Annotated in this window: 11 protein-coding genes and 1 tRNA gene; 5 read left to right on the top strand and 7 right to left on the bottom strand. The window is 69.2% G+C overall.

Annotated elements, in window-relative coordinates; all coding sequences use genetic code 11:
- Nucleotides 1–44: 44 nt before the first annotated feature.
- Together K3888_RS06965 and K3888_RS06960 are read left to right on the top strand one after the other, a co-directional pair.
- Nucleotides 45–908: a serine hydrolase domain-containing protein gene (locus tag K3888_RS06965; RefSeq protein WP_230929527.1), complete on the top strand. Its 864-nt coding sequence runs from the start codon at nucleotides 45–47 to the stop codon at nucleotides 906–908.
- A gap of 247 nt (nucleotides 909–1,155) precedes the next feature.
- The gene (locus K3888_RS06960) at nucleotides 1,156–1,665 is read left to right on the top strand and encodes a DUF3145 domain-containing protein (protein ID WP_230929526.1); all 510 of its coding nucleotides are present in this window, start codon (nucleotides 1,156–1,158) and stop codon (nucleotides 1,663–1,665) included.
- A 98-nt stretch (nucleotides 1,666–1,763) separates the two neighbouring features.
- Here the strand turns inward: K3888_RS06960 and K3888_RS06955 are convergent, their stop codons facing one another.
- The 5 genes from K3888_RS06955 to aceE form a co-directional block, all read right to left on the bottom strand.
- Nucleotides 1,764–3,200 carry an acyl-CoA carboxylase subunit beta gene (locus K3888_RS06955; RefSeq protein ID WP_230929525.1) on the bottom strand — a complete coding sequence of 479 codons (1,437 nt, stop codon included), beginning with the start codon at nucleotides 3,198–3,200 and terminating at the stop codon, nucleotides 1,764–1,766.
- Between the two features lie 258 nt (nucleotides 3,201–3,458).
- A complete protein-coding gene (gene acpM / locus K3888_RS06950) occupies nucleotides 3,459–3,710 on the bottom strand; it encodes a meromycolate extension acyl carrier protein AcpM (RefSeq protein WP_230929524.1) in 252 nt (83 codons plus the stop codon).
- Between the two features lie 102 nt (nucleotides 3,711–3,812).
- Nucleotides 3,813–4,739: an ACP S-malonyltransferase gene (locus K3888_RS06945; protein ID WP_230929523.1), complete on the bottom strand. Its 927-nt coding sequence runs from the start codon at nucleotides 4,737–4,739 to the stop codon at nucleotides 3,813–3,815.
- Nucleotides 4,740–4,894: 155 nt separating this feature from the next.
- Nucleotides 4,895–6,148: a PucR family transcriptional regulator gene (locus K3888_RS17820; protein WP_230929522.1), complete on the bottom strand. Its 1,254-nt coding sequence runs from the start codon at nucleotides 6,146–6,148 to the stop codon at nucleotides 4,895–4,897.
- The gene (gene aceE / locus K3888_RS06935) at nucleotides 6,145–8,940 is read right to left on the bottom strand and encodes a pyruvate dehydrogenase (acetyl-transferring), homodimeric type (RefSeq protein WP_230929521.1); all 2,796 of its coding nucleotides are present in this window, start codon (nucleotides 8,938–8,940) and stop codon (nucleotides 6,145–6,147) included. The genes K3888_RS17820 and aceE overlap by 4 nt, the downstream gene beginning before the upstream one ends.
- A gap of 303 nt (nucleotides 8,941–9,243) precedes the next feature.
- Here aceE and K3888_RS06930 point away from each other — a divergent pair, with 303 nt between their 5' ends.
- The 3 genes from K3888_RS06930 to K3888_RS06920 all read left to right on the top strand — a co-directional run bounded on the left by K3888_RS06930 (nucleotide 9,244) and on the right by K3888_RS06920 (nucleotide 10,814).
- On the top strand, nucleotides 9,244–9,678 hold the full coding sequence (locus K3888_RS06930; RefSeq protein ID WP_230929520.1) for a DUF3052 domain-containing protein: 435 nt from the start codon (nucleotides 9,244–9,246) through the stop codon (nucleotides 9,676–9,678).
- A gap of 141 nt (nucleotides 9,679–9,819) precedes the next feature.
- Nucleotides 9,820–9,895, top strand: a tRNA-Val gene (locus K3888_RS06925).
- A gap of 46 nt (nucleotides 9,896–9,941) precedes the next feature.
- Entirely contained in the window at nucleotides 9,942–10,814 is an 873-nt protein-coding gene (locus K3888_RS06920; RefSeq protein ID WP_230929519.1) for an MBL fold metallo-hydrolase, read from the top strand.
- 36 nt (nucleotides 10,815–10,850) lie between these two features.
- Here the strand turns inward: K3888_RS06920 and K3888_RS06915 are convergent, their stop codons facing one another.
- Together K3888_RS06915 and K3888_RS06910 are read right to left on the bottom strand one after the other, a co-directional pair.
- A complete protein-coding gene (locus K3888_RS06915; RefSeq protein ID WP_230929518.1) occupies nucleotides 10,851–12,029 on the bottom strand; it encodes an RCC1 domain-containing protein in 1,179 nt (392 codons plus the stop codon).
- Nucleotides 12,030–12,093: 64 nt separating this feature from the next.
- The gene (locus K3888_RS06910; RefSeq protein WP_230929517.1) at nucleotides 12,094–13,101 is read right to left on the bottom strand and encodes an SURF1 family cytochrome oxidase biogenesis protein; all 1,008 of its coding nucleotides are present in this window, start codon (nucleotides 13,099–13,101) and stop codon (nucleotides 12,094–12,096) included.
- Between the last annotated feature and the right edge of the window lie 3 nt (nucleotides 13,102–13,104).

The following is a 13,104-nucleotide window of genomic DNA, read 5'->3' as shown; positions in this document are numbered from 1 at the left end:
ACTGGCGGGCAGGACCGAACCACACACGCACCACGGAGGAACCGATGTCGCAGGACCTGCTCGAGAAGGCGCTCGCCACCGTCGAGGACTGGCCGGTGGACAACGTCTCGGCGGCGGTCGTCGGCGCCGACGGTGCGGTGACGACCCACGGCGACCGGTCCCGCGTGTACCGGCTGGCGTCGGTGACCAAACCGATCGTGGCCCTCGCGGCGCTCCTCGCGGTCGAGGAAGAGGCCATCTCCCTCGACGATCCGGCCGGACCGGAGGGCTCGACCGTGCGGCACCTGCTCGCCCACGCCTCGGGCCTGGACTTCGCCGACCGCGACAAGGTCCGCACTGCGCCGGGGGAGCGACGCATCTATTCCTCCGCGGGTTTCGAGGTGCTCGCCGACCACATCGCGGAGGCCACGGGCATCGCTTTTCCCGAGTACCTGGATGAGGCCGTGTGTCAGCCGCTCGGCATGGCCTCCACGGTCCTCGAGGGCTCGGCCGGGCACGGCGCGTCGGGCAGTCTGGCCGATCTCGTGGCGTTCGCGCGTGAGCTCGTCGCGCCCCGGCTGCTCGCGGCCGCGACCTTCGAGGAGGCGGTGAGTGAGCAGTTCCGCGGACTCGACGGACTCGTGCCCGGGTACGGAATGCACAAGCCGTGCGAATGGGGGCTGGGCTTCGAGCTGCGCGGAGCCAAGCATCCGCACTGGACCGGGCAGCACAACTCGCCGGCGACGTTCGGACACTTCGGTCAGTCCGGGACGCTGCTGTGGGTCCAGCCGGAGATCGACACGGCGCTGGTCGTGCTCACCGACCGGGACTTCGGGGACTGGGCCAAGCCGCTGTGGCCCGAGTTCTCCGATCGCGTTGTGGACGCCGCCACTGCGCGGGCGAGTCAGACGGACGCGCTCCGGGGCTGAAGCGCGGGGCATCTGACGCGACTCGCGAGAGTCGCACGGTTTCTCGTGGAGAGTTCGCGACACACCGCGGCGTGGTCGGATCACCGGAATCACGGTGCTGTAACTTTGCTGAGAATCCAGAAGTGTCACTGGTGTAAGTCGATCACTTGGGGCACTGTGGTGAACAACAACAACACACGCAACATCATTCACACGATTTCATGAGGTCGTTGGGGAAGACGTCCCTCAGTGAGTCGGGAGTGAAGTGATGTCTGACCTTAACCATTTCGCGGATACGACGACCGGCGTGGTGTTCATCCATGCCGCGCCCACCGCGTTGTGTCCTCACGTCGAGTGGGCTCTCGCGAGCATTCTCGACGCGTCGTCGGCCATGCGCTGGGAAGACCAGCCGGCCCAGCCCGGTGCCCGCAAGGCCATCGTGGACTGGATCGGCCCGGTCGGCACCGGCGCGCGCCTCGCTGACGCGTTGGCAAAGTGGTCGATGTTGGCCTTCGAGGTCACCGAGGACCCGAGCGACCTCGTCGACGGCGAACGCTTCTCGCACACGCCCGAGTTGGGCATGTGGCGCGGGCAGACGGGCGCGAGTGGCGACGTCGTGCTCGGAGAGAACAGGCTCCGGCACCTCATGGCTGCCGGTCCCACGGCGTTCTATGCCGCGGTCGAGACCGAGCTGGGCTCCGCCTGGGATCGTGCGCTGGAGCCTCTGCGCGGCCATCCCGCCGCCGCCGAGGTCACCTGGCTCTCGCGCGTCGGCTGACGTCGTACGCTCCCGCATCCACCACGAGAACGCCCGCTTCCGACGATCGGGGAGCGGGCGTTCTCGTGTTCCGGGGACCGGCCTGAGGGCAGGTCAGATCACAGCGGGATGTTCTTGTGCTGGCCGCGGGCGTGCGACGCGGAGCCCAGTGCCTCGGCGAGACGACGACGGGTGTCGGTGGGCTCGATGACCTCGTCCACCACGCCGATCGACATGGCACGGCCCACACCGCCCGCGATCGCCGCGTGCTCCTCCGCCAGACGCTCGTGGAGCTCCTCGCGCTCCTCCTCGGGTGCGGCGGCCAGGGTGCGCTTGTGCAGGATCCCCACGGCGGCCTTGGCTCCCATCACGGCCACCTCGGCGTCCGGCCAGGCGAACACGGCCGAAGCGCCGAGAGCGCGGGAGTTCATCGCGATGTAGGCACCGCCGTAGATCTTGCGGGTGACCAGGGTGACCCGGGCGACAGAGGCCTCGGCGAACGCGTGGAGCAGCTTGGCGCCGCGGCGGACCACGCCCTCCCACTCCTGTGAGACGCCCGGCAGGTATCCGGGCACGTCCACGATCACGACGAGGGGGACGCCGAAGGCGTTGCAGAGGCGGACGAACCGGGAGGCCTTCTCGGCCGACTCGGAGTTCAGGCAGCCGCCCAGCCGGAGCGGGTTGTTGGCGATCACGCCGACCGAGCGGCCGGCGATCCGGCCGAAGCCCACCACGATGCTGGGGGCCCACTTGGCCTGGAGTTCCTCGAACGTCGTGTTGCCGTCGAGCTCGGAGGAGTCGAGGATGCCGTGGACCAGCGGTCGCACGTCGTAGGCGCGCTTGGGCGACTCGGGAAGCAGCCCGGCGAGATCCGTGTGGTCGGACTCGAGAGCGCGCTGGTCGAATTCGCCCTGCGCCGACAGCAGGTTCACGAGGCGGCGGGCCCGGTGTAGGGCGTCGCGCTCGTCATCCGCGGCGATGTGGCACACACCTGACTTGCGGTGGTGCACGTCCTGGCCGCCCAGGCCCTCCATGTCGACCTGCTCGCCGGTGACGTCGCGGACCACGGCGGGTCCGGTCACGAAGACCTTGCCCTCCGGGGCCATGATCACGACGTCCGTCAGCGCGGGGCCGTAGGCGGCACCGCCGGCGGCGGGGCCGAGCACGACGGAGATCTGCGGCACGCGGCCCGATGCGCGGACCATCGCCTCGAATACGGTGCCGACGGCGTGCAGCGCCTCGACGCCCTCGGCGAGACGGGCACCGCCCGAATGCCACACGCCGATGACGGGTAGCTCCTCGTCGATGGCGACGTCGATCGCCTTGACGATATGGCGGCAGCCGTCGAGACCCATGGCGCCGCCCATGACGGTCGCGTCAGTGGCGTACGCGACGGTGGCGATGCCGTCGATGCGCCCGCGTGCGGCGAGCGCACCCGAGGCGTCGGGCTCCGTGATGAACTCCAGGGAGGCGGGATCGAAGAGGTTCTCGAGTCGGACGACGGGGTCGCGCGGATCGATCTCGGTGTTCTGGTCCACAGTGCTGGTGATGGTCATGAGTGCAGTCCTTTCCCTGGCGCACGTCCCGGTGAGGGAGAGTGCGCCGTTAACGGACCCCCGGACTGGCTGGTGGGTGAGCGCCGGGATCGGGACCCCCGTCCCGATCCGGTTCTCGTACCCGGTCTCCCGCGTTGGCGGGTTGTCGTTGATATGGAGTGCCCCGCGGTGACGGGAGGGGACGCGGGCTCGACGTGGTGCACCGACCGCACCTTTCGGCCCTTGATCGCGTCCCCGCCGGTCATGCGAGGCGGGATATCAGGCCTGGTCGATCTTCTTGATGTAATCGACCGCATCCTGCACGGTACGCAACTTCGCGAGGTCCTCGTCGGGGATCTCGACCCCGTAGCGATCCTCGGTCTGCACGGCGATCTCCACCATGGAGAGCGAATCGATGTCGAGATCATCGACGAAGGACTTCTCCGGGGTCACCTCGGAGGGCTCGATTCCGGTGACCTCCTCGACGATCTCCGCCAGTCCTGAGACGATCTCGGCCTCGGTGCGTGCCATGTGGTGTCCTTTCGGTTGGGTTACGCCGTGCCCGGCGGGCATGACGAACGACAGTAGGCGATCTCCGGCGGGCGCCGGAGATCGCGGGTGGATGGGTGTGGTCTAGGTGCCGCTGAGCGCGGGAACCGAGTCGAGTGTCTGCCCGAGATCCTCGGGGGTGTTGAGCCCGTAGCGGGGGACATCGCGCATCATCCGCTTGGCGAGCCCGACGAGCGCACCGGACGGCGGGAGCTCGACGAAGGTGTCGACGCCGCGCTTGAGCATCGTCTGGGTGCACAGGTCCCAGCGGACGGGGCTGGTGATCTGCGAGATCACGCGATCGAGCGCCTCACGGCCGGAGGTGACGGCCATGCCGTCCGCGTTCGACAGCAAGGTCAGCTCGGGATCGTTCACCCGGATCGAGGCGGCGAGCTCGCCGACCCGGTCGACGGCTGAGGCCATGAACCGGGTGTGGAACGCGCCGGCGACCTCGAGTCGACGCAGCCGCGCACGGCTGGGCGGGTTCTGTTCCAGGGCGTCGCACGCCTCCAGTGGCCCGGCGGCGACGATCTGGCCCGCCCCGTTGCGGTTGGCGGGCGTCAGACCGGCGTTCTCGAGCGCGAGCAGCACGTCGGCCTCGACGCCGCCGAGCACGGCGATCATCCCGGTGGGGCGATCAGCGCACGCCCGGGACATGGCATGGCCCCGAACGGCGGCGAGCCGCAGGGCGTCGGACTCGGAGATGACCCCGGCGATCGCGAGCGCCGCGACCTCGCCGATCGAGTGTCCCGCCACGATGGTGTCGGCGGGGATCTGACCGCGACGACGGAGCTCGGCCGCGCCGAGCAGCGCGGAGGCCACGACCAGTGGCTGGGTCACCGCGGTGTCGGTGATGTCCTGAAGGGTCGCAGTGGTTCCCAGCCGCTCGAGGTCGAGTCCGCTGGCGGCGGTCCACTCATCGATACGGCTTTGGGCGCCGGGTAGCTCAAGCCAGGGCGCGAGCATCCCGGCCTTCTGGGACCCTTGTCCGGGGGCAGTAAGGCAAAGCACGGGTATCAGACAACACGTCCGGGGTCGGTTCCACTGATGTTCTGCAAGCCAGAAACGGAAACGAGATTTTGTGGAGTTCCCACAAAACGCGAGTTGGCTGCCAGCCCATCTGTCGGAGAGTCCGTTTCGTTACACATTGGGACGAGAGTGATTATTTAGCCCTCCTGAGATCCGCGCTCGTCGAACTTCCCCAGAACCAAGGCGATTCGGAGGACAAAAGCATCTCTGGCGTTAAGGGGGTCGAAGGCAGTGATCTGGCTCACTCTTTTCAAGCGGTAGCGCACGGTATTGGGATGGACATACAACTCCCGGGCGCACTTCTCGACGTGTCCGCCGGAGTCGAGATAGGCCCGCAGGGTGTCCTCGACCGAGGAATCCGCGCCGCGGAGCGGTGCGACGACGCGCTCGACGAGCATGGCGGCCGCGCTGCGATCTCCGCCGAGGACACGCTCGGGGAGGAGGTCCATCGCGGCCACGGGCCGGGGCGCACCCGGCCATCCGCTCACGGCCGCTGCACCGGACAGTGCTTCGGCTGCGCTGTCCGGCGCCTCCACGAGTGATCCCACCGTGTGCCCGTGGACGACGGGGGCCTCGGGGGAGAAGGCGTCGAGAACCGCCGGGGGGATGGTCACGGTCGACTCGATCTCTCCGGAGAGGATGACGACGAGCCGCGCCCCCTGCACCACCGCCAGGGCGTGGCGGCCGGATGCGACGGCCGCCCGATGCACCGCGGTGACCGAGGCCAGGCCGAGGTCGTCACGGGGGGAACCGATAATCACAGTGGCGGCCGTGGTCGGATCCCAGTTGAGGGCGGAGGCCCCCGAGGTGAGATCGGCGTAGCGGTCACCACGGACGACCGCGTCGACGATCATCGCCTCCATGCGTGTGTCCCACGCGCCGCGGTTCTCAGCCGCGGCCGCGTACACGGAGGCCGCGGTGAATCCCAGTTCGCGACCGAACTTGAGGACGGCGGCGATCATGAGTCCGCGTTGCCGCTCGTTGTGGGTGATCCGGGGCATCACCAGCTCGAAGTACTCGAGGGTGGAACGGACCAGCTGCACGGTCTGCTGCAGGGTCAGTCCCTGCCCGAGTCCCTTGGGAAGCAGCTTGAACCCCGCGATGGTGTCCGTATGTTGCGCCTGCGGGTTGCGCATCCAGGTCACGAAGTCCCGCACCGCACTCTGGATGATGAGTTGGATCTCGGCACGTTGATCAGCCGACAGTTCAGCGAAGAACGGCAGTTCCACCTCGAGGGCGCGGACGGCCTCGGTCGACAACGTCCCCGAGTACCGGGTGATGCGCTTGAGGAGCGCGTCCGACACAGGCCGTTGATCCGGCGGCGTGGCGGACCGCCGCCGGATCGACTGCTTCTCCTGTGCCCCGGGCTCGGGGTCGGCCGTATCGGTCACGCCACTCCGGGGTCCGTCGTCGGCTCCGGAGCCGCCATCACGTCGTCGATCTGGTACTGGCGGGCCGCCTCCAGCAGGGTGCGCTTCTCGATACTGCCCTCGCGGACCAGGCCCGCGAGCACGGCCACGATGATCGACTCGGTGTCGGTGTTGAAGAACCGACGGGCGGCGGGCCGGGTGTCGGAGAAGCCGAAACCGTCGCAGCCCAGCACGGTGAAGTCGCCGGGCACCCAGGCGCGGATCTGGTCCGGCACGGCCTTCTGGAAGTCGCTCACCGCGACCTTCGGGCCCTTTGCGTCGGCCAGCGCGGCCGTCACGAACGGGACGCGCGGCTGCTGATCGGGGTGACGCAGCTCGTGCCGCTCGCACTCGAAGCCGTCCCGGGCGAGCTCGTTCCAGGACGTCGCCGACCACAGGTCCGCTGCGACGTCCCACGTCTCGGCGAGGATCTTCTGCGCCTCGACGGCCGCGTACATGGCCACACCCGAGGCGAGGATCGAGGCCTTGTGGGTCCCGCTCTCGGCCTCGCGGAACCGGTAGAGGCCGCGGAGCAGCGCGTCGGCGTCGAGGTCCTCGGGCTCGGCCGGCTGGGGGACGGGCTCGTTGTACAGCGTGATGTAGTACGAGACGTTGCGGTCGATCCCGTCGGTCTCGGTCTCATGCGAGGCCCCTGGGCCGTACATCCGCTCGATGCCGGCGCGGATGATGTGCGCGACCTCGTAACCCCACGCCGGGTCGTACGAGATGATCCCCGGATTGGTGGCGGCCAGGAGCGGGGAGTGGCCGTCCATGTGCTGCAGACCCTCGCCGGTGAGCGTCGTGCGGCCGGCGGTGGCGCCCAACAGGAAACCTCGGGCCAGCTGGTCGGACGCGGCCCAGATGCCGTCGCCGGTGCGCTGGAAGCCGAACATCGAATAGAAGATGTACAGCGGGATCATCGGCTCGCCGTGGGTGGCGTACGCGGTGCCGGCGGCGGTGAACTCCGCCACCGAGCCGGCCTCGCTGATCCCCTCATGCATGATCTGGCCGTCCTTGGCCTCCTTGTAGCTCAGCATGAGGTCGTGGTCGACCGAGGTGTAGTTCTGCCCGTGCGGGTTGTAGATCTTCAGCGTCGGGAACCAGGAGTCCATCCCGAAGGTCCGGGCCTCGTCGGGGATGATCGGCACGAAGCGGTCCTTCAGGTCCTCGTCGCGCATGAGTTCCTTGACCGTGCGCACCAGCGCCATCGTGGTGGCCACGGACTGCTTGCCCGAGCCCTTGCGGAGCGAGGGCAGCGAGTCGATACCCGGGACGGACAGCGGGGTGAACGTCTGCCTCCGCTCCGGGACGTGGCCGCCGAGCGCTGACCGCCGCTCGAGCATGTAGCGGATCTCCGGAGAGTTCGGGCCCGGGTTGTAGTACGGGGGCTGCGTCGGATCCGCCTCGAGTTCCTCATCGGTGATGGGGATCCGCTGGGTGTCGCGGAACAGCTTCAGGTCGTCCAGAGTCAGTTTCTTCATCTGGTGGGTCGCGTTGCGGCCCTCGAAGTTCTGGCCGAGGCCGAAACCCTTGATGGTGTGCGCGAGGATCACCGTCGGCTGTCCGGTGTGCCCCAGGGCGGCCTTGTACGCGGCGTGGATCTTGCGGTAGTCGTGGCCGCCGCGGCGGAGATCCCAGATCTCGTCGTCGGTCATGTCCTCGACGAGCTTCGCGGTGCGGGGGTCCCGGCCGAAGAAGTGCTCGCGGATCCAGGCGCCGTCATTGGCGCGGAACGTCTGGTAGTCGCCGTCCGAGACAGAGTTCATCAGGGATACCAGGGCACCCTCGGTGTCCTTCTCGAACAACTTGTCCCACTCGCGGCCCCAGACGACCTTGATGACGTTCCAGCCCGCACCGCTGAAGTACGACTCCAGCTCCTGGAGGATCTGGCCGTTTCCGCGCACCGGTCCGTCGAGACGCTGGAGGTTGCAGTTGATCACGAACGTGAGGTTGTCCAGGCCGTCGTTCGCCGCGACCTGGAGGGCGCCCCGCGACTCGACCTCGTCCATCTCGCCGTCGCCGAGGAACGCCCAGACGTGCTGCTCAGAGGTATCCGCGATCCCGCGGTTGTGCAGGTACCGGTTGAACCGCGCCTGGAAGATCGCGTTGAGCGGACCCAGTCCCATCGAGACCGTGGGGAACTCCCAGAACTCGGGGAGGCAGCGGGGGTGCGGGTACGAGGGGAGCGACCGTCCGGGGTGGCTCTTCTCCTGTCGGAACCCGTCCAGGTCGTGCTCACGCAGCCGGCCCTCGAGGTAGGCGCGTGCGTACATGCCGGGAGAGGCGTGGCCCTGGAAGTAGATGTGGTCGCCGCCACCGGGGTGGTCCTTGCCGCGGAAGAAATGGTTGTAACCCACCTCGTACAGCGGGGCGGCGCCGGCGTAGGTCGAGATGTGGCCGCCGACCCCGATGCCCGGGCGCTGGGCGCGGTGCACCATGATCGCGGCGTTCCAGCGGATCCAGCGGCGGTAGGTGCGCTCCACCGACTCGTCACCGGGGAAGTTCGGTTCGAGACTGGTGGGGATCGTGTTGACATAGTCGGTCGAGGTGAGCGCGGGAAGCGGCACACGCTGCTTCGACGCGCGCTCGAGCAGACGGAGCATCAGGTAGCGGGCACGCTCGGGGCCGGCCTCGGCCAGGAGACCGTCGAGCGAGTCCATCCACTCCTGGGTCTCCTCCGGGTCGGAGTCGTTGAGGTACGAGGCGACCCCCTCGCGGAGGACCGGCACATTGGTGGGTGCGGAACCGTCCTTGGAGCCTGCTCTGGGCGTCATATGTCTCGTCCTCACTTCTGCGATTCAAACCGTGATGGCCAGGTGGGGCCATCACCCATGTCGTGGTGCAGCTTCCGGGCCGCCGCGTGTGCCGCGGGTGTGGGCGGGAGGGCGGCGGGCCCGGTATGGACCGTTAGTCGGGCCACGATCCCGATTGTGCCCCAAAGCGTGACGGGCGACACGTGGGCGGTGCCGGACCCGTTAAATCGGCGGTAGTCGTTTCGCCTGCGCCCGTGCGCGGGTACTGTTCCTAGTCAGCGAAGAACCGAAACATCAACCCGGATTAGAGGGAGGAACACCACGGTGGTCGCCGCGGCGAACCAGCAGGGCGAAGCGGACCAGGTTTCTGGTCAGCTCGAACTGGCGGAGGGCATGCTCGTTCAGGAGGTCGGATGGGATTCCGATTGTGACGAGTCGATCAGCGAGGCTGTCGAGGACGCCGTCGGATCAGAGTTGCTGGAGGAAGACACCGATGAGGTGGTCGACGCTGTGCTGCTCTGGTGGCGCGACGGTGACGGCGACCTCGTCGATCGGCTGATGGATGCGGTGACTCCTCTGACGGACGACGGATCCGTGTGGGTCCTCACCCCCAAGACGGGGCTGGGCGGGCATGTCGAGCCGGCTGTCATCGCGGAATCGGCGCAGACCGCGGGGATGCTGCAGACCCGGACGGCCGCCCTTGGCGACTGGGCGGGTAGTCGACTCACCCTCCGGAAGAACAGCGCTCCCCGGAAGTAGTGCTTCCCGGGTAGGTAACGCGTTCTCGCCCGGGCCAAATGTGAGCGCCGCCCCCGGCGAACCGGGGGCGGGGCGAAAGTCGGTCCGCGAGGCGAGTGCGTTAGTCTCACCTGCACCGGTGCGCGCGTCGCACCGGATCACGCGCGCGTAGCTCAGCGGTTAGAGCTCTGGTTTTACACACCAGCGGTCGGGGGTTCGATTCCCTCCGCGCGCACCACGGAAAGTGCACTCCGTGTGTCCCCTCGTGAGCGGAGGTAGCGCCCATGAACGCCCGGCGACGCCCACTGGGACCGAATGTCGACCAGCTCGTCGGACCGCAGGGGGGTCGTTACCCCGACGGTAACCCGCTGCAGATCCGGGCGGGCGAGAGTGTTGTCCTGCTCGACTCGGCCACCCATTTGGACCCCACCGCGGCCGACCTGCTGCTGCTCAGCCACTTCCACGAGGATCATGTCGTGGGCGCCGGTCGCCGCGCGGGCCCGGTCGTGGTCCACGAGAAGGACGCAGGCCCCGTCAGGGACTGGGAGGCGTTCGTCGACGAGATGGGGTTCGCCCGGGGTGCCTGGGAGGCGGAGATGCGGGATGCCTTCGACTGGGCCCCGATCCCTGACGTCTCGACCTACACCGATGACGAGGTCTTCGACCTCGGTGGTGGGGTGACGGCGACGGTGATCCCCTTGCCGGGCCACACGGCGGGGCACTGTGGCTTTCTCATCGAGCCCGACGGGGTGCTCTTCCTCGCGGACGTCGACCTGTCCGCGTTCGGCCCCCTCTACAGCGATCGAAGTGCGAGCCTGGACGACATGCGTCGCACCGTGGAGGTCTGTGCGCAGGTCGAGGCCCGGTGCTACGCGACGTTCCACCACAAGGGTCCGTTCTCCGACGGAGCCGAGTACCGGGACGCGCTCGCGAAATACGCGTCGATGATGGATGTCCGTGAAGCCCGGGTAGTCGAGTTGCTCGGGGCGGGGAGGTCGCGGGCCGACGAGATGGTGGGCGAGGGTGTTCTCTACCGGCCCGGCCCCCGGCCGTTATTCGCCGACCACATGGAGCGGGAGGTGTGCGCCAAGCACCTCGAGGACCTGGTCGCCCGGGGCCTCGCCGTCGACGAGGGTGGCGACTTCCGGCTCGCCTGAGCGGCGATCATGCGGTGATCGCGATCTAGACCCTGGTCAGGACGACGGCCCGAGCAGCACGACGTTGCCCGAGACCTCCTGGGCCGGCCCGGGAAGCGGGAGGAGGTAGGGAAGACGATCGGTGTTCTCGTACGGTCCCACCCGGCGGCTGCCTCCCCACGCCCACAGCCCGCCGTCATCGTCGATCCCGTACGAGGCGGAGTCAGAGGCGAATATCCGCGTGAGCGGGGGCAGACCGGGGACCTCGCGCGGGGTGGCTATCGCGGTGTTCTCTGTGCTCCCGTCGCCGAGGACACCTGACACGGTGCGCCCCCAGGCCCAGACCCGGCCTTGCGAATCCAGGGCCAGCGCGTAGTTGATGCCACCGGCCACGTGTGACACACCCTCGAGGTCGCCCACCCGCACCGGCCTCGCGGTTTCACCGCCTCGCGGCTCCACGCCGAGCAGACCGTTCTGGTTGTTGCCCCACGCGCACACCTCGCCGTCGCCGTTGGCGATCACGGCGACGTCCCCGGGGTTGGCGATGCTGACCGCTCCGGAGACGTCCTTGATGTCGCGGACGCGGGTTCCGTTCGGTTCCCCCAGACTCCGGACCAGATTGGTGCCCCACCCGGTGACGCGGCCGTCGGCGCGCAGCGCGAGGACGTTGAGACTGCCGTCGGCGATGTGGACGATGTCCTCGACCTCGCCGACCCGGGTGGGCGCCATGCCGTCGAGTTCGTCATCGCGTTGTCCGCCGTCGGCGATCAGGGGGTCGCCCCATCCCGTGACCGTGCCGTCGCCGTGCGTGACGAGGAAACTCGAACCCACGGCGGCCACCGAGACCGCGTCGGAGATCCCGGGCACGACCCGCGGGGCGACGGTCTCGCCGGCGCCGGCGCCGCCGCCGGTGCCGGCGAGCGATCCCTGGTGGTCGACGCCGACGACCGAGACCGTGCCGTCCGTGTGCACGGCCGCCAGGGTGGTGCGCCCGTCGGCGACGGAGACGACCTGCTCCCAGCCCCGAACGGGTCCGACGGGAAGTGAGCTGCGCACGGCGGGTGCCATCAGGATCGCCTGCCCGGGCTCGTGCCGGTCCGGGGTAGGGGTGGCCGAGGAGTCCGAGCACTGATCCGCGGTCGTGACGGCACGGTCGGCGGCGGTGCACGACGTCAGTACGGCCAGGGAGATGCCGAGCGAGGTCGCGGCACCCAGGGCGCGCCACAGTCGAGTCATATCAGGGATCTCACCGCATGGACGTCGACGGCGGGGGCGTTCAGGGGAATCGCGCGGTCGGATATCAGGAGCGTAGGCGGTCCGCGCGTCGGTGCGCCCGGCGCTTCTCCGAGTCGTCGCGCTGGCCGTAGCGGGCCCGCATCGCCCGCTCGCGGGCCACCGCCGCGTCGGTGGCCGGATCGGCGCCGGCCTCGTCAGCGCCGGAGCCGGGGGTGTCGGACCGGGCACCCGCGCGGGTGGGGGTGTCGCCGGTGACTGTGTCGTCGTCGTCGGAATCATCGCGGGGTTCGCCATCGCCGGCGTCTCGCGCCGCGACGTCGGACACCGCGGTCTCCTCGGCGTCGCGACGCCGGGCCTTGAGCTCGGACCACGCGAAGTAGCCGAGCGCCGCCGGCGCGAGGATGCCGAAGGCGAGCCACTGCAGGCCGTACGAGAGGTAGGGGCCGGCCTCGATAGACGGGATCGGCGCCGGGTTGAGCGCGCCGGGCTGGCCGCCGGACAACTGCAGGTAGCCGGCGGTCTCCACCGGCTGGCCGAGGGTCTCACCGAGGATCACGGGGTCGACGATCCGGACCGCGGGGAGCCCGTCCACGGTGACCGGTTCGGCCTGCCCGTCCTCCGCGGCGCGCAGCCGGGCGGTGATCTCCACGTTCCCGCCGGGGGCGGCCTCGTACTCCGGCACGGTGTTGTTCTCGCCGACCGGGATGTAGCCGCGGTTGACCAGGAACTCCCGGCCGTCATCGGCGGCGAATGCGGTGAGGACCTGGTAGACGGGCTCGCCGTCGACCGAGCGCAGCCGCAGCAGCGCCTCGGCCTCCGGTTGCCACCGCCCGGCGACGGTGACCAGACGCCACTCGCGCTCGGCGTAGTCCCCAGGGCCCGAGACCACCTCGGCCAACGGCGCCGGTGCCGCCTCCACGGACTCGGCGAGCCGCGCGTTGCGCGCGTCGAGGTCGCCGCTCTTGCCGAGCTGCCACGGGGCGAGGATCGCGAAGCACGCCCAGGCGAACAAGATCACGGCCAACACACCCAGAACCCAGCCGGGGGTCAGGAAACGCCGCAGATTCCGCATGCC

This window comes from Dietzia aurantiaca (assembly GCF_021033825.1).
Taxonomy (GTDB): domain Bacteria; phylum Actinomycetota; class Actinomycetes; order Mycobacteriales; family Mycobacteriaceae; genus Dietzia; species Dietzia aurantiaca.
This window is presented reverse-complemented; position numbering and strand designations above follow the sequence as displayed.